At 64.8% G+C, this 16,458-nt stretch carries 10 protein-coding genes and 4 tRNA genes; 2 read left to right on the top strand and 12 right to left on the bottom strand.

The features are described from left to right. The first annotated feature begins 25 nt into the window (after positions 1–25). Complete coding sequence (locus tag ACZYSP_RS04205; protein ID WP_354336297.1) at positions 26–2,221, top strand: Ig-like domain-containing domain; 2,196 nt, start codon at positions 26–28, stop codon at positions 2,219–2,221. Positions 2,222–2,228: 7 nt separating this feature from the next. Here ACZYSP_RS04205 and ACZYSP_RS04210 read toward each other — a convergent pair whose 3' ends face one another. The 9 genes from ACZYSP_RS04210 to tig all read right to left on the bottom strand — a co-directional run bounded on the left by ACZYSP_RS04210 (position 2,229) and on the right by tig (position 10,569). Then, positions 2,229–3,530, bottom strand: coding sequence for an MFS transporter (locus ACZYSP_RS04210; protein WP_093073755.1), 1,302 nt, complete (start codon positions 3,528–3,530; stop codon positions 2,229–2,231). A gap of 28 nt (positions 3,531–3,558) precedes the next feature. Then, positions 3,559–4,200 (bottom strand): DUF6806 family protein, encoded by a 642-nt coding sequence (locus ACZYSP_RS04215; protein ID WP_093056456.1) that lies wholly within the window; start codon positions 4,198–4,200, stop codon positions 3,559–3,561. A 20-nt stretch (positions 4,201–4,220) separates the two neighbouring features. Continuing rightward, positions 4,221–4,312 (bottom strand) — tRNA-Leu (locus tag ACZYSP_RS04220). A 100-nt stretch (positions 4,313–4,412) separates the two neighbouring features. After that, positions 4,413–4,486: transfer RNA gene (locus ACZYSP_RS04225), tRNA-Cys, on the bottom strand. A 63-nt stretch (positions 4,487–4,549) separates the two neighbouring features. Then, positions 4,550–4,625, bottom strand: a tRNA-Gly gene (locus tag ACZYSP_RS04230). Between the two features lie 61 nt (positions 4,626–4,686). Further along, positions 4,687–7,128 carry an endopeptidase La gene (gene lon / locus ACZYSP_RS04235; protein ID WP_093056455.1) on the bottom strand — a complete coding sequence of 814 codons (2,442 nt, stop codon included), beginning with the start codon at positions 7,126–7,128 and terminating at the stop codon, positions 4,687–4,689. A 23-nt stretch (positions 7,129–7,151) separates the two neighbouring features. Next, the gene (gene clpX / locus ACZYSP_RS04240; RefSeq protein ID WP_007829783.1) at positions 7,152–8,417 is read right to left on the bottom strand and encodes an ATP-dependent Clp protease ATP-binding subunit ClpX; all 1,266 of its coding nucleotides are present in this window, start codon (positions 8,415–8,417) and stop codon (positions 7,152–7,154) included. A 110-nt stretch (positions 8,418–8,527) separates the two neighbouring features. After that, a complete protein-coding gene (gene clpP / locus ACZYSP_RS04245; protein ID WP_093056454.1) occupies positions 8,528–9,136 on the bottom strand; it encodes an ATP-dependent Clp endopeptidase proteolytic subunit ClpP in 609 nt (202 codons plus the stop codon). Positions 9,137–9,252: 116 nt separating this feature from the next. Next, positions 9,253–10,569, bottom strand: coding sequence for a trigger factor (gene tig, locus ACZYSP_RS04250; protein ID WP_093056453.1), 1,317 nt, complete (start codon positions 10,567–10,569; stop codon positions 9,253–9,255). Positions 10,570–10,814: 245 nt separating this feature from the next. Between tig and ACZYSP_RS04255 the strand changes: the two genes are divergently transcribed. Then, entirely contained in the window at positions 10,815–11,831 is a 1,017-nt protein-coding gene (locus ACZYSP_RS04255) for a tetratricopeptide repeat protein (protein WP_093073753.1), read from the top strand. A gap of 78 nt (positions 11,832–11,909) precedes the next feature. On the opposite strand, the gene ACZYSP_RS04260 is transcribed toward ACZYSP_RS04255, so the two are convergent. The 3 genes from ACZYSP_RS04260 to ACZYSP_RS04270 all read right to left on the bottom strand — a co-directional run bounded on the left by ACZYSP_RS04260 (position 11,910) and on the right by ACZYSP_RS04270 (position 16,452). Beyond that, a tRNA-Leu gene (locus ACZYSP_RS04260) sits at positions 11,910–11,996 on the bottom strand. 101 nt (positions 11,997–12,097) lie between these two features. Continuing rightward, positions 12,098–15,256 (bottom strand): efflux RND transporter permease subunit, encoded by a 3,159-nt coding sequence (locus ACZYSP_RS04265; protein WP_093073751.1) that lies wholly within the window; start codon positions 15,254–15,256, stop codon positions 12,098–12,100. Continuing rightward, on the bottom strand, positions 15,253–16,452 hold the full coding sequence (locus ACZYSP_RS04270) for an efflux RND transporter periplasmic adaptor subunit (protein ID WP_093073749.1): 1,200 nt from the start codon (positions 16,450–16,452) through the stop codon (positions 15,253–15,255). Before ACZYSP_RS04270 ends, ACZYSP_RS04265 begins: the two co-directional genes overlap by 4 nt. Positions 16,453–16,458: the final 6 nt, after the last annotated feature.

Raw genomic sequence — 16,458 nt, forward strand, 5'->3', positions numbered from 1 at the left:
TTAGCCAAAAGAACTACCGCGCACAATGACTTCACCCTCCCAGACCCGCATCCCCTTCAAGCCCCTGTTGCTCGCCAGCGCACTCGCGTTGCTGCTGGGCGCCTGCGGCGGTGGTAACAATTCAGGCGGTTTCAGCGGATTCATTCCGCCCACCAGCACTGCGCCGCCACCGGCCCAGCCGCCCGCCGCGCAGCCGGAGCCCGACCAGCTCGTGTCGAAGGCACGGTTCACGCCCAATGCGGGCACCACCAAGGGATCGTCCGACGCATCGACCGCCATCGCGCTGCCCGACAACGTCATGATCGTGGCGGACGATGAGGCCAACGTGCTGCGCGTCTACCCGCGCGGCGGCGGTGCCGCGGTGAAGGAATGGAGCTACGAGCTCGAAGGCCCGAAGCTGGCCAAGGAGCTCGACCTGGAGGCCGGCACGCGCATCGGAGACACGCTGTACTTCACCGGCTCCAACAGCAACAAGAAGGACGGCGCCGACGCAGCCGCCGACCGCTCGCACCTCTTCGCAGTCAAGGTCAGCGGCACGGGCGCCGCCACCGCCTTCGACTATGTCGGCCAGTTCTCGCTGCTCGAAGCGCAGCTGATCGCCTGGGACACGGGCAACCTCCATGGGCTCGGCGCCAACCGCTTCGGTTTTGCCGTGTCCGCCGCGGCCGGCATCGTGCCCGAGCGCGTCGACGGCTTCTCCATCGAGGGCATGACCAGCGCACCGGGCGACACCGCCCTGTGGCTCGGCTTTCGCGCTCCGCAGACGGGCACTCAAGTACGCGCCAAGGCATTGATCGTGCCGCTGCAGAACTACGCCGCGCTGATGGCGGGCACCACCACGCAAGCCACCTTCGGCGCCCCCATCGAGCTGGAGCTGGGCGGCCGCGGCATCCGCTCCATCGACAAGGGCACCGACGGCAAGTACCTGATCGTCGCTGGCCCGGCTGGCGCCGCCGCGCCCGAGGTGGACCGCAACTTCGCCCTGTTCGCATGGGACGGCAACCCGAACAGCGCGCCGGTGGAACTGTCGAACGACCTCGATGCGCTGCGCAAGGAAACCGGCGGCAGCTTCGAATCCACCGTCGAGGTGCCTGGCCCCGTGACGGCCGGCACGCAGGTGCAACTGCTGCTCGACAACGGCGACACCAAGTGGGACGGCAAGACGGCCTCGAAAGACCTGCCCGCCGTCGACCAGAAATTCGACGGCTTCGTCGTGCGCCTCGGCAAGCCGTGGGTCGACACCGCCGCGCCGAAGCTGCAGAAGTCAATGCCGGCGGCCGGTCGCGTGGGCGTCAACCTCGACACGTCGATCACGCTGTCGTTCAACGAGGCCGTGCGCCTGGGCTCGGGCAGCATCGTGCTGCACAAGGCCGACGGCAGCGTGATCGAGACCTTCCACACCAACAGCCCCGCCGCGCGCCTGCAGGTGGCCTTCAACGTGCTGAAGCTGGTGCCGACGGCCCCGCTCGAGCTGAGCACCGGCTACTACATCACGGTGGATGCCAATGCCATCACCGACGCGGCTGGCAACGCCTTCGCGGGTATTTCCGATGCGACGAAGCTGAGCTTCACGACCACTGCCGGCGCCACACCGCTGGTGGCCGGCGACCTGCTCTTCATGGCAGCCAATGCCGAAGCGCCCGACGCTTATGCCTTCGTACTGCTGAAGGCCGTGAACGGTGGCACGCAAGTGCTGTTCACCGACCGCGACCGCAAGGCGGGCACGACCGAATTCGCCGGCATCACCAACGAAACAGCATTCTTCTGGACTGCGGACCAGAACCTGCCGGCCGGCACCATCGTGACCATCCAGACCGACGTCACCGGCAATCCGATTGCGGACAAGGGCTTCACGCTCGGATCGCCGGGCGGCATCGGCAAATCGGAAACCATCTACGCCATCGCGGGCGGCACCATCGCCGGACTGGGCAACGGCCAGGCGGGACAGATCACCGCTGTCGGCAACCACCTCGCGACCATCACGCTGGGCGGTGCTGCGGGCACCATCCCCGACGCGGTCACGACGGCCGGCACAGGCATCAGCTTCACGGTGCTGCCCGCCAACCAGACCAACGCGATCTACAACGGCTCGCTCGACCGCTCGGACCTGGCAGCCTTTGCTGCCCGCGTGAAGGACCCGGCGAACTGGATCAAGCGCTACGCACCGGAAGTCGGCTATCCGCTGACCAACGACAGCCTGTTCGGCGACAAGCTGCCTTGATTGTTGGCTAGGCACGCAGCGCGGCTTGCCGGCCGCGCTGCATGTCGATCGGCAGCAGCAGCAACAGCCCCGCCACAAACAGCACCGCGGTCGACAAGATCGCGATGCGCTGGTTGCCGCCGGTCATCCATGTGATGGCGCCGAAGCTCAGGGGGCCGACGATGCTCGCCAGCCGTGTCGCGAAAGTCCAGAGCCCGAAGAACTCTGCGAGTTGCTGCGGCGGCGCCAGATAGCCCGTCATGGCGCGACCGGCCGATTGACTCGATCCCATCGAGAGCCCTGCGATGGCGGCCGCCCACCAGAAGCCGCCCTTGGTCGTCACCAGCGCGGCGATCACGCAGACCGCGATCCACGCGACCAGCGTGCAGGCCAGCGAGACCTTGTGGCCGATGCGGTCCTGGATGTAGCCGAAACTGAAAGCGCCAAGCGCAGCCGCGATGTTGAGCACGAAGATCAGCACCATGGTTTCGCTCGCGACGAAGCCGATCACCTGCTCCGCGTAGATCGCCGCAAGCGTGATGGCCACCGCCACGCCGCCCTGGTAGCAGACCGTGCAGGCCAGCAGCCACATGAAGTCGCGATAGGCCCGGGCCTGCCGATATGTGGCGCGGAGTTGCTGCCATGCACCGCCCTGCTCCGCGCGGGCCGCCTGGGGCTTTGCGCGCTCGGGCAGCAACACGAAAGTGACGCAGGCGGCCCCACCGTAGATGACTGCCGTGATCAGCATAGTCACCGGCACGAAATGCGCTGCCGGCAAGCCCTTCGATTGCGACCACAGCACATAGGCCAGGCAGATGCCCAACGCCAGCATGCCGCCGACGTAGCCGAAGGCCCAGCCCCATCCGCTGACCTTGCCCATGCCCTCGGCCGTGGCGAGTTCGGGCAGGAAAGCACCCGTGAGGGACTCGCCGCAGGAATAGAAAGCGTTGGAGACGATCACCAGCGCCATCGCCAGCGCGACGCCGGACGTGCCCGAAAAACCCGGCGTGATGGCAAGCGCCGCTGTCGCGAAGACGCAGCCGATGGTCGCAAAAACGAGCACCCGCTTCTTGGCCGCGCGCAAGTCGGCCCAGGCACCGATGGCGGGCATCGTGAGCATCACGATTGCGTAGGAGGTACTGAGCGCCGCTGTCCACGCGAAGGCGGCCCACGGCGCGCCCTTGGCAATGCCACCCACGAAGTAGGCAGCGAACACGGCTGTTATGACGACCGTGGTGTAGCCCGAATTGGCGAAGTCGTACATCGCCCAGCCGAACACCTCGCGCTTGCGAACGCCCGGGCGCAGCGCGGAGGCGGGAAACAGGGCCATGCGGCCTTGGACCGGGGCGTGGGGTTGCTTAGTGCAGGTGACGCGGACGGCGACCGCCGCCATGGCCACCGCCGCTGCCGCCGCTGCCCGGTCCACCGGTGCCGCGCGGGCGCTTGCCGATTTCGAGCGAGTTCACCAGCGCGTCGAAACGATCGCTGAAGAGGCGGTCGATCTCGGAGACCACGCCACCCAGCTCGGCGCCGTCGAAGTGGCGTTCCATGAGGTTGACGACGTCTTCCACCAGCAGGTCGCGTTGCACCTGCATGATCGCGGCCGGGTTCGGGCCGACGAACAGCATCAGGAAGTCGTCGCGCGATTCTTCTTCGGGGTCGCCCTCTTCCTCGTCGAAGTCGGTGTCGTAGAAGGTGACCTCGATGGCCGCACCGCGTTCGGAGAGCTCGTTCAGGCCCATGCACATCTCGTCGAGCGCCTGGCGGAAATCTTCGTCGCCGGGCACGGTCCAGCACATCTGCAGCGTGTGGTCCTTCTGCTCGAAGCGGATGCCGGGTTCTTCTTCGTAGGTGCTCGTGGCACCGTCGGCCAGCGACTTGGCGCCGGCGTACTTCCAGAGCGGCTTGAGCGCTTCCTGGATCTGGTCGAAGGTGACGTCCGAACGCAGCGGCACGTCGCCGTGCACATGGATCTCAAATGGAGCGTTGTAGCGAGGCATCGAATGCTCCCTTGTAAGTTTGGTACCCGGAACGGGGGTCGAACCCGTATGCCCCGATTAAGGAAGCGGCGGATTTTAAGTCCGATGTGTCTACCAATTTCACCATCCGGGCGTCAGGTTGAACATCGACGATAACCCAAACAAAACAAGCCCCGGCAACGTGGGTTGGCGGGGCTTGGTAGTCGGGGTCGAATCTGGTTGAACCGAGAGAGTGGAGGCGCGACCCGGAGTCGAACCGGGCTAGACGGATTTGCAATCCGTTGCATAACCGCTTTGCTATCGCGCCACGCAGAAATACGAAATCGAACTAGCGAAAAAAAGGGAAGCTGTTGCTTCCCTTTTTCAAAACTGGAGCGGGAAAAGAGTCTCGAACTCTCGACCTCAACCTTGGCAAGGTTGCGCTCTACCAACTGAGCTATTCCCGCGTTTCGAGCCTCGAATTATATACCAGTTTTTCGAGGCTCCACAAGTTTTGCGATCAACCGGTCAGTGCTTGACCGAGCCTTCCGAAGCTGGCGCCCCTGCGCGCTGCTTGGCCAGTTCTGCCACTGCAGCCGCGGATGCAGCCACTTCTTCGTCGGACAGCGGTTCGGGCATTTTCTCGAGAGCGATCTCGAGCACCTTGTCGATCCACTTCACAGGCACGATCTCGAGGCCGTTCTTCACGTTCTCGGGAATCTCCTGCAGGTCCTTGGCGTTCTCTTCCGGAATCAGCACGGTCTTGATGCCGCCGCGCAGCGCGGCCAGCAGCTTTTCCTTCAGGCCGCCGATGGCCGTCACCTCGCCGCGCAGCGTGATCTCGCCGGTCATCGCGACGTCGCTGCGCACGGGAATGCCCGTGAGCGCCGACACGAAGGCCGTCGTCATCGCCGCGCCCGCGCTCGGGCCGTCCTTCGGCGTAGCGCCATCGGGCACGTGGATGTGGATGTCGCGCTTCTCGAACGCCTCGTCCTTGATGCCCAGGCGGCGCGAGCGGCTGCGCACCACCGTGCGCGCGGCCTCGACCGATTCCTTCATCACGTCGCCCAGCGAACCGGTGCGGCTGATCACGCCCTTGCCGGGCATGGTCACGGCTTCGATCGTCAGCAGGTCACCGCCGACTTCGGTCCATGCGAGGCCAACCACCTGGCCGACCTGATTCTGCTTCTCTGCGAGGCCGAAGCTGTACTTGCGCACGCCAAGGAACTCGTTGAGATTCGTGCCGTCGACCGTGACCTTGGGCGTGAACTGCTTGAGCAGCAGGCCCTTCACCACCTTGCGGCAGATCTTGGACAGTTCGCGCTCGAGCGAACGCACACCCGCTTCACGCGTGTAGTAGCGCACGATGTCGCGCACGGCCTCTTCGGTGACGAGGAGTTCTTCTTCCTTGACGCCGTTGTTCTTCAACTGCTTCGGCAGCAGGTACTTGATCGCGATGTGCGTCTTCTCGTCCTCGGTGTAGCCCGAGAGGCGGATGACTTCCATGCGGTCCAGCAGCGCCGGCGGAATGTTCATCGAATTCGAGGTGGCGACGAACATCACGTCGCTCAGGTCGAAGTCGACTTCCACGTAGTGGTCGCCGAAGGTGTGGTTCTGCTCGGGGTCGAGCACTTCGAGCAGCGCGCTCGACGGGTCGCCACGGAAGTCCGTGCCCAGCTTGTCGATTTCGTCGAGCAGGAACAGCGGATTGCGCGTGCCGATCTTGCTCAGGCCCTGCAGCACCTTGCCCGGCAGCGCGCCGATGTAGGTGCGACGGTGGCCGCGGATCTCGGCTTCGTCGCGCATGCCGCCCAGCGCCATGCGGGTGTACTTGCGGCCGGTCGCCTTGGCGATCGACTGCCCGAGCGAAGTCTTGCCCACGCCCGGAGGTCCCACGAGGCACAGGATCGGCGCCTTGACCTTGTCGACGCGTTGCTGCACCGCGAGATATTCGAGGATGCGGTCCTTGACCTTCTCGAGGCCGTAGTGGTCGGCATTGAGCACGGCCTCGGCATTGGCCAGATCGTGCTTGATCTTGGTCTTCTTGCTCCACGGCAGGCCGATGAGCACGTCGATGTAGTTGCGCACCACCGTGGCTTCGGCCGACATGGGCGACATCAGCTTGAGCTTCTTGAGTTCGCCTTCGGCCTTCTTCAGGCCTTCCTTGGACATCTTCGCGAGCTTGATCTTCTTCTCGATCTCCTCGATGTCCGCGCCCTCTTCGCCTTCGCCAAGCTCCTTCTGGATGGCCTTGACCTGCTCGTTGAGGTAGAAGTCACGCTGGTTCTTTTCCATCTGGCGCTTCACGCGGCCACGGATCTTCTTGTCGACGTTGAGGATGTCGACTTCGCGCTCGAGCTGTCCAAACAGGTTCTCCAGGCGCGCCTTGACGTCGTCGAGGTCGAGCACGGCCTGCTTGTTGTCGAGTTTGAGCGGCAGGTGCGCTGCGATGGTGTCCGCAAGGCGGCCCGGATCGTCGATGCTCGAGATCGAGGTCAGGATTTCGGGCGGAATCTTCTTGTTCAGCTTGACGTACTGGTCGAACTGCTGCATCACCGCGCGGCGCAGCGCCTCGACCTCGGTACCCTTCTCGCCGCCTTCGGGCGCCTCGACGGGCGTCACGTTGGCCGAGAAGTGCGTCTCGCCGTCGTCGATGCGGTTCACGCGTGCGCGCTGCTGGCCTTCGACCAGCACCTTCACCGTGCCGTCGGGCAACTTGAGCATCTGCAGGATGGTCGAGACGCAGCCGACCTCGAACATGTCCTCGACCGAGGGCTCATCCTTGGCAGCGGCCTTCTGGGCCACCAGCATGATGCGGCGCTCCGCCTCCATGGCCAGCTCGAGCGCCTTGATGCTCTTGGGGCGACCCACGAAGAGCGGGATCACCATGTGGGGAAACACCACGACGTCGCGCAGCGGCAGCAGCGGCAGGTCGAGGGCTTCGGGAGGCAGAGGGGTATGGCCAGACATGCAGATCCTTCGCGTCTTTGGCTTTAGGCCTTTTTCGCCGCTTCGCGGTACACGAGCAGCGGGGGCTTGTTTTCGTCGATGGTCGATTCCTCGACCACCACCTTGTCGACATTGGTCGCGTTCGGCAATTCGAACATGGTGTCGATCAGCGACTGTTCAAGGATCGAGCGCAAACCGCGTGCACCGGTCTTGCGGGCCAGGGCCTTGCGAGCGATCGCCTTGAGCGCCGCAGGGCGAATCTCGAGGTCCACGCCTTCCATCTGCAGCAGCTTGGTGAACTGCTTCACCACGGCATTCTTGGGCTCGGTCAGGATCTGGACCAGCGCATCCTCGCTGAGTTCCGCGAGCGATGCGACCACGGGCATGCGGCCCACGAGTTCGGGGATCAGGCCGAACTTGATCAGGTCTTCGGGTTCGACTTCGCGGAACACCTCGGTGATGCTACGTTGGGCCTTGCTCTTGACCGCGGCGCCGAAGCCAATGCCCGAGGCCTCGGTGCGGTTTTCGATGACCTTCTCGAGGCCCGCGAACGCACCGCCGCAGATGAACAGGATGTTCGTCGTGTCGATCTGCAGGAAGTCTTGATTCGGGTGCTTGCGCCCGCCTTGCGGCGGCACGCTGGCCATCGTGCCTTCGATGAGCTTCAGCAAGGCCTGCTGCACGCCCTCGCCCGACACGTCACGGGTGATCGAGGGGTTGTCGGACTTGCGCGAGATCTTGTCGATTTCGTCGATGTAGACGATGCCGCGCTGGGCGCGTTCGACCTCGTAGTTGCAGCTCTGCAGCAGCTTCTGGATGATGTTCTCGACGTCCTCGCCCACGTAGCCGGCTTCGGTCAGCGTGGTGGCGTCGGCCATCACGAAAGGCACGTCGAGCATGCGCGCGAGCGTTTGAGCCAGCAGCGTCTTGCCCGAGCCCGTGGGGCCGATCAGCAGGATGTTGCTCTTGCTGAGCTCGACATCGTCGCCCTTGGCCTTTTCCTTGTGGCGCAGGCGCTTGTAGTGGTTGTAGACCGCCACCGACAGCATGCGCTTGGCCGGCTCCTGGCCGATCACGTAGTTGTCGAGGTTGGTCTTGATCTCCAGCGGAGTCGGCAGATCGCTGCGTGCTTCACGCGCTTCTTCGCCCGCCGGGAGCTCGTCGCGGATGATCTCGTTGCAAAGGTCGATGCACTCGTCGCAGATGAAGACCGAAGGGCCCGCGATCAGCTTCTTGACCTCGTGCTGGCTCTTGCCGCAGAACGAGCAATAAAGCGTTTTTTCGCTGGAAGAGCCTTTTTTATCGGCCATGGACTTTTGCCTCGTGACAGGGTATGCACAATGATAACTAAACAAAAACGGCGTTTCCCGTGTGGAAAACGCCGTTTTTTGCCATTTGGCGCCACCGGCGCCCCGCAGCTTTAACCGCGCTTGGCGACGACCTGGTCCACCAGACCGTATTCCTTGGCCTCGTCAGCCGTGAGGAAATAGTCGCGCTCGGTGTCGGCTTTGACCTTTTCCAGCGGCTGGCCGGTGCGCTCGGCCAGGATGCGATTCATCTGGTCCTTGGTGCGTAGGATGTCGCGCGCATGGATCTCGATGTCGGTCGCCTGGCCGCGTGCGCCGCCCAGCACTTGGTGGATCATGATCTTCGAGTTGGGCAGCGAGAAACGCTTTCCCTTCTCGCCGGCCGCCAGCAGGAAGGCGCCCATGCTGGCCGCAAAACCGAGGCACATGGTCGACACGTCGGGCTTGATGAACTGCATGGTGTCGTAGATCGCCATGCCGGCGCTCACGCTGCCGCCCGGGGAGTTGATGTAGAACGAGATGTCCTTGTCCGGGTTTTCGCTCTCGAGGAACAGCAGCTGGGCCACCACGAGATTGGCCGTCTGGTCGTTGACCTCGCCCACCAGGAAAATGATGCGTTCCTTGAGGAGACGCGAATAGATGTCATAAGACCGCTCGCCGCGGCCCGACTGCTCGATGACCATCGGAACCATGCCGAGGCCTTGAATTTCGTTTGCGATCATGAATTTTCTCTCCGGAAGATGGGATCGTTCACTGCTGTTTGCACTGTACGCCAGAGTGAAATGGGGCTCGTGCCGCAAAGCACAAGCCCCATTGGCGTAGCGGGCGGCGGCGGAAATCAGCCTTGCTGTTGCGCCATCAGTTCGTCGAACGACACCGACTTTTCGTTGACCTTGGCCTTGCCCAGGACGAAATCGGTCACGTTGTTCTCGATGACAACGGCTTCGACTTCGGCCAGGCGGTTGTTGTCGCTGAAGTACCAGCGCACCACGTCGGCCGGCTTTTCGTAGCTGGCGGCCAGTTCGTCGATGTGGGCCTTGATCTGCTCGGGCTTGGCCTGCAGGTTGTTGGCACGCACCAGCTCGGCCACCACGAGGCCCAGGCGCACGCGGCGCTCGGCTTGCGGGCGGAACACTTCGTCGGGGATCGGGGCCTTGTCGGCGTCCTTGATGCCGCGCTGCTTGAGCTCGGCGCGGGCGCCTTCGACCATGCGGTTGACTTCCGACTGCACGCTGGCGTTCGGCAGGTCGAGCTCGGCATTGGCCACCAGGGCGTCCATCACGGCGTTCTTGTTGCGGGCCAGCAGGCGGAACTTCACTTCGCGCTCGAGGTTGCGCTTGATGTCGGCGCGCAGGCCTTCGACCGTGGCTTCGGCGATGCCGAGCGACTTGGCCAGCTGCTCGTTGACTTCGGGCAGGTGCGAGGCTTCGATCTTCTTCAGGGTGACCATGAAGTCGGCTTGCTTGCCGGCCACGTCCTTGCCGTGGTAGTCGGCCGGGAACGACAGCGGGAAGGTGCGGCTGTCGCCAGCCTTCATGCCGCGCACGGCGTCTTCGAATTCCTTGAGCATCTGGCCTTCGCCGACGACGAACTGGAAGTCTTCGGCCTTGCCGCCCTGGAAGGGCTCACCGTCGATCTTGCCTTCGAAGTCGACAGTCACGCGGTCGTCGTCCTGCGCCACGGCGTCTTGCGCGCGCTGGGCGAAGGTGCGGCGTTGCTTGCGCAGGATGTCGAGCGTCTTGTCGATCGCGTCGTCGCCCACTTCGGCCGAGAGCTTCTCGACTTCGGCGCCGGACAGGTCGTTGATCTTGACTTCGGGGAACACTTCGAAGACTGCGTCGAAGGCCAGTTCGCCTTCGGGTGCGTCTTCTTTTTCAGTGATGCGGGGCTGGCCGGCAACGCGCAGCTTGGCTTCGTTGGCGGCTTGCGAGAAGGCCTCGCCGACCTTGTCGTTCATGACTTCGTAGTGCACCGAGTAGCCATAGCGCTGGGCCACGACGTTCATCGGCACCTTGCCGGGACGGAAGCCGTCCATCTTGACGGTGCGCGCGAGCTTCTTGAGGCGCGAATCGACTTCGGACTGAATGGTGCCGACCGGCAGGGTCAGCGTGATCTTACGTTCGAGCTTCTCGAGAGTTTCAACGTTCACGGTCATGATGTCTTCCTTGTGAGGGGGCTGGTGCGCGGGGCCTGCATCTTTTTATCAATACAGATCAAGGACTTACACGCGCTAGCGGGATTTAAGCGGAGGCACACGCGTGCCGCGCGCAAAACTGGGCAACCCGCGATTCTAATCGGCTGGAGACACCCCTTTTGGCCGGGCCGGGGGTCTGCACGCGGAGATTTCGCCTCCATCGCCTTTACAGTGGCTGCGATTCGCCATTGCCCACAGGAATGCCCATGCCCCTACAGCGACTGTTCGCCGCCCTCGCCTTCACCCTGATCCTCGCATTCGGCATGCCTTCGCCCGCGCTGGCCAAGACAGCGGGCGCGCCGGCGACGAAAGAGCCGACCATCCAGCAGATCTACGAAGCGGCGAACGGCGGCAGGATGGCGGAAGCCGACGCGATGATCGCGAAGGTGCTGAAGAACCATCCCAACAGCGCGAAGGCCCACTACGTTCACGCCGAACTCCTCGCGATGAACGGCAAGCTCGACGACGCCAGGGACGAACTGTCCCAGGCCAAGGAGCTGTCACCGGGCCTCAAGTTCGCGAAGGCCGACTCGGTCGCCAAGCTCGAACGCAAGCTCGAGAAGCCGGCCGAGATCAAGGCCGAGCCACCGCCGCCCGTGCCCAGCCCGGTCGCCGCGCCAGCCGCTTCACCCGAGAAGGCAGATACGGCGTCGTCGTCCGGACCAATCCCCTGGACACCGATCGGCATCGTGGCCCTTTTCATCGTCGCCTACCTCGTCTTCCAGCGGCGCAGGCGCGCCACCACCTTTGATGCGCCTGCCGCCGCTGGCGCGCCACGGTTCTCCAGGCCCACCAGCGATTCGTCGATGGGCTATAGCAGGGCCGACGAAGACCGGGAGTACCCCGCCTCGGCTCCCGCAGCAGCCGGCCAGGGCCCGGGCATCGGTGGAGCGCTGGCGGCCGGGGCCGTGGCAGGTGTCGGCGCGGTGGTCGCGGGCGAAGTGCTGCGCCACCTGCTGAACGACCGCTCCGACGACCACAGGGGCAGCACCGTCAACATCTTCAACAACCACCGCGACAGTCACGGCAACGCCAGCATGGGCCGCAGCCTCTGGCCCTCGTCCGACCCGGAGCCCGAGCAGCAACCCGACCGCAGCTTCGTGGACAACGACTTCGGCATCAAGGACACAAGCTCGTGGGACGATTCGAGCAGCAGCAGTTCCAGTTCCGACAGCAGCAGTGACAGCGGAAGCAGCGACAGCAGTAGCAGCAGCGATTGGTAGAAGGCAGAAAAGAAAAAGCCCCGTTCCTTGCGAAACGGGGCTTTTTCACTGCTCGATAGACGGGCTACATAGCAGGGCTGGTGCGCGGGGCCGGACTCGAACCGGCACGTTCTTGCGAACGTCAGGACCTAAACCTGGTGCGTCTACCAATTTCGCCACCCGCGCAGTGCCAATCTTTCAGGTGAATGCAAAAGCGGACGGTCCCTTTGCACCATGGAAGCCCATGGGCCAAAGACCATCCGCTTGAAATCGGTCAACTTTCGATTTTAAACGCTAATCGGCGCCTCTTTCGGCTCCCGCTTCACACGAAATGCCGCTGCATACATTGCCGGCAAGGCCAGCAGCGTCAGCACCGTCGCGACGATCAGGCCGCCCATGATGGCCACCGCCATCGGCCCCCAGAACACGCTGCGCGACAGCGGGATCATCGCCAGCACCGCCGCCGCGGCCGTCAGCACGATCGGCCGCAGCCGCCGCACCGCCGACTCCACGATCGCGTCCCACGCCGGCACGCCCGCCGCGCGGTCGAGTTCGATCTGGTCGATCAGGATCACCGCATTGCGCTGGATCATGCCCATCAGCGCGATCACGCCCAGCAGCGCCACGAAGCCGAAGGGCCGGTTCAGCACCAGCAGCGCGCCAGCCACACCGGCAATGCCCATAGGCCCGGTGATGAACACCAGCAACGAACGGCTGAAACTGTGCAACTGCAGCATCAGCAGCGTGAACACCAGGAACAGCATGATCGGCACGCCGGCCACGATCGAGGCCGAGCCCTTGCTGCTTTCCTCCACCGCGCCCGCCACCTCGATGCGGTAGCCGCCCTGTCCGGCCGCCACCCAGCCGGCTTCGAGCTCGCGCAGCTTCGGCAGCAGCTGCGCCGTCACGGTCGCGCCCTGCAGGCCTTCGACCACGTCGCCCTGCACGGTGATGGCGTAGTCGCGGTTCTCGCGCCACATCACGCCCGGCTCCCAGGTGAATACCGGCTTGGCAATCTGCGTGAGCGGAATCGAACGGCCCGAGGTCGTCGGGATGTAGGCGTTGCCGATGTCCGAGATAGCCTGGCGCTCGTCGGGCGCCTGGCGCAGCACGATGTCGATCAGCAGGTCGTTCTCGCGGTACTGGCCCACGGTGGTGCCGCTGAACATGGTCTTGGAGGCCTGCGCGATGGCCTGGCTCGTCACGCCGAGCGCGCGCGCCTTGGCCTGGTCGATCTCGAGGCGGATCACCTTCACCGACTCGTTCCAGTTGTCGTTCACGCCGCGCATGTTGGCGTTGTCGCGCAGCACGGCCTTCACTTCGTCGGCATGGCCGCGCAGCAGCGCCGGGTCAGGGCCGATCACGCGGAACTGCACCGGGTACGGCACCGGCGGCCCGTTGGGCAGCAGCTTGACGCGGCCGCGCACCTCGGGAAACTCCTGTGCCAGCACCAGCGGCAGCTTGATGCGCAGCGTCTCGCGCACCTTCAGGTCCTTGGCGAGCACGATCAGCTGCGACACGTTTGTCTGCGGGAACACCTGGTCCAGCGGCAGGTAGAAGCGCGGCACGCCGGAGCCGATCCAGGTGCTGACCGTCTTCACGCCGGCCTCCTGCATCACGCGCTGCTCGACGCGCTTGGCCACTTCTTCGTTGGCGGCGAAGGAGGTGCCTTCAGGAAACCAGAGGTCGACCAGGATCTCGGGCCGGCTCGAATCGGGGAAGAACTGCTGCTGCACCTTGCCCATGCCGACAATGCCGAGTGCAAAGATCAGAATCGTGGCGCCGATGGTCATCCAGCGGTGCTGCACGCACCAGTTCACCGTGCGGCGGAAGACGTTGTAGAACGGTGTGTCGAACAGCTCGTGCGGCGGTGCATCGGGGTCGTGCGGCTTCACCTTCAGCAGCAGCGTGCCGAGGTACGGCACGAAGTACACCGAGACGATCCACGACAGCACCAGCGCGATCACCGTCACCGCGAAGATCGCGAAGGTGTACTCGCCCGTCACTGACTTGGCGATGCCGATCGGCAGGAAACCCGCCGCAGTGATAAGCGTGCCCGTGAGCATCGGCTTGGCCGTCACGTCGTAGGCGAAGGTGGCGGCGCGGACCTTGTCGTAGCCCTCTTCCATCTTCCGCACCATCATCTCGACCGCGATGATGGCGTCGTCCACCAGTAGCCCGAGCGCGATGATGAGCGACCCCAGCGATATCTTGTGCAGCCCGATGCCGAAGTAGTTCATCGCCAGGAAGGTCACGGCCAGCACCAGCGGAATGGTGATTGCCACCACCAGCCCCGGGCGCATGTCGATGTACCAGCCGAAGCGCCCGCCCTTGTGCAGGCCGAGCGAGATGATGCTCACGGCCAGCACGATGGCCACGGCCTCGATCAGCACGCCGACGAATTCGTTGACCGAGCTCGCCACCGACACCGGCTGGTCTTGCACCTGCGCCAGCTTGACGCCGGCCGGCAGGCGCTGGTCGATGGTGGCGGTGGTGGCCTTCAGCGCCTTGCCCAGCGCGATGATGTCGCCGCCCTTGGCCATCGACACGCCCAAGCCGATCACTTCCTTGCCCTGGTGGTGCATCTTGACCGACGGCGGATCGATGTAGCCGCGGTGGATGTCCGCAATGTCGCCGAGCTTGATCTGGTTGCCCGAGCTGCCGCGAATGGGCATCTCGCGCAGTTGGTCGACGCTGGTGAACTGGCCCGCGACGCGCACCTGCACCACGTCCTGCGGCGACTGGATCGTGCCCGCGCTCTCGATCGCGTTCTGCGAACCGAGCTGCGCCAGCACCGCGTTGAAGTCGAGCCCCAGCTGCGCCAGGCGCTTCTGCGAGATCTCGATGTAGACCTTCTCGTCCTGCACGCCGAACTGGTCGACCTTGGCCACGTCCTTCACGCGCAGCAGCTGCTGGCGCACGTCGTCGGCCAGCGTCTTGAGCTCGGCGTAGCTGAAGCCTTCGCTCTCCAGCGCGTAGATCACGCCGTAGACGTCGCCGAAGTCGTCATTGAAGAACGGGCCCTGCACGCCGGCGGGCAAGGTGGCGCGCATATCGCCGATCTTCTTGCGCACCGTGTACCAGACGTTGGCAACCTCGGTGGACTTCGACGAGTCCTTGATGTTGAAGATGATCTGCGACTCACCCGGCTTCGAATAGCTGCGGATCTTGTCGGCGTACGGCGCTTCCTGCAGCGTGCGCTCGAGCTTGTCGGTGACCTGCTCGGCCACCTGCTGCGCGGTGGCGCCGGGCCAGTAGGTGCGCACGACCATCGCACGGAAGGTGAAGGGCGGATCTTCGTCCTGGCCGAGCTGGAAGTACGCGAAGGCGCCCAGCACCATCAGCACCACCATCAGGTAGCGCGTGAGGGGCGCGTGGTCCAGCGCCCATTTGGAGAGGTTGAAGCCGGCGGGCTTTTCAGTGGGAGTCGCTGCGCCGCCGCTCATTTGCCGGCACCCGCTGCGATCTCCTTGTTCGTCGCAGCGACAGCCGCGACGGGCTGCGCCGATTCCTTCGCACCGGCATTGGCGGCAGCAGCAGCCGCCTCCTTGGACTGGTAGATGGTGACCTTCTGCCCCGGCGACAGCACGTGCACGCCAGCGGCCACGACCATCATGCCGGGCGCAATGCCGCCGGCGATCACGGCCTCATTGCCGTCGGCCGTGGCCACCTGCACGGTCTGCGAACGCACCGTCATGGTCGACTTGTCGAGCACCCATACAGCCGAGCCCTTGCCTTCCTGGCGCAACGCGCTGGTCGGCAGCTTCATCACCGTGGTGGTGCCGTGCGCGAGCGCCTGCGGACGCGCATAGACCGTGGCGCCGAGCGGCGGCGAGGTGGCTGCGTCGATGGCAACCTTGACCGAGTAGGTGCGCGTCACCGCGTCGGCGCTGGCTGCCACTTCGCGCACCTGGCCCTCCAGTTCGTTGCCGCCCGACCAGCCACGTACCGTGACGGGCGAGCCGGCCTTGATCAGCGTGGCGCGGTCTTCAGGCACCGCGAACACCACGTCGCGCGCGCCGTCCTGCGCAATGCGAACGACCGGCGTGCCGGCCTGCACCACCTGGCCCGGTTCTGCCTCGATGGCGGTGATGATGCCGGCCACGTCGGCCACCAGCGTCGTGTAGTTGGCCTGGTTGCCCTGCGAGGCGAGTTGCGCCTGAGCCTGCTCGAGCTGGGCCTGCGCGGCCTTCCAGGTGGTCTCGCGGCGCTCCAGTTCGGCGCCGCTGATGAAGTTCTGCGCCCGCAGTTCGGCGTAGCGCTTCAGATCGGCGGCCGCGAGGTCGCGATTGGTCAGCGCGGCGGCCTGCTGGGCACGTGCGGCTTCAGCGGCGAGGCGGTAGTCCTGCGGATCGAGCTGGGCCAGCACCTGGCCGGCCTGCACGTGCTGGCCGAGCTCGGCCTGGCGCTTGGTGATCTTGCCCGCCACGCGGAAGCCCAGGCGCGATTCGACACGCGCGCGCACCTCGGCAGAAAACTCGGGCTGGGCATCGAATTCGCTCGCGCCAACGGTCACGAACTTGACCGCGCGAACGGGGTCCTCGGCCGCAGGTTTCGGCGAACAGCCGGCCAGAAAAATGGCGGGAAGCAGCAACCATGCGGCACTGCGGACACGGGACGAGAGGACGGCGGAGGCGGTCATGAAACA

Source organism: Variovorax sp. F042 (assembly GCF_057814215.1).

Coding starts and splice junctions, on each gene's coding strand:
- ACZYSP_RS04205 (WP_354336297.1), top strand. CDS start 26: ATGACTTCACCCTCCCAGACCCGCATCCCCTTCAAGCCCCTGTTGCTC.
- ACZYSP_RS04210 (WP_093073755.1), bottom strand. CDS start 3,530: ATGGCCCTGTTTCCCGCCTCCGCGCTGCGCCCGGGCGTTCGCAAGCGC.
- ACZYSP_RS04215 (WP_093056456.1), bottom strand. CDS start 4,200: ATGCCTCGCTACAACGCTCCATTTGAGATCCATGTGCACGGCGACGTG.
- lon (WP_093056455.1), bottom strand. CDS start 7,128: ATGTCTGGCCATACCCCTCTGCCTCCCGAAGCCCTCGACCTGCCGCTG.
- clpX (WP_007829783.1), bottom strand. CDS start 8,417: ATGGCCGATAAAAAAGGCTCTTCCAGCGAAAAAACGCTTTATTGCTCG.
- clpP (WP_093056454.1), bottom strand. CDS start 9,136: ATGATCGCAAACGAAATTCAAGGCCTCGGCATGGTTCCGATGGTCATC.
- tig (WP_093056453.1), bottom strand. CDS start 10,569: ATGACCGTGAACGTTGAAACTCTCGAGAAGCTCGAACGTAAGATCACG.
- ACZYSP_RS04255 (WP_093073753.1), top strand. CDS start 10,815: ATGCCCCTACAGCGACTGTTCGCCGCCCTCGCCTTCACCCTGATCCTC.
- ACZYSP_RS04265 (WP_093073751.1), bottom strand. CDS start 15,256: ATGAGCGGCGGCGCAGCGACTCCCACTGAAAAGCCCGCCGGCTTCAAC.
- ACZYSP_RS04270 (WP_093073749.1), bottom strand. CDS start 16,452: ATGACCGCCTCCGCCGTCCTCTCGTCCCGTGTCCGCAGTGCCGCATGG.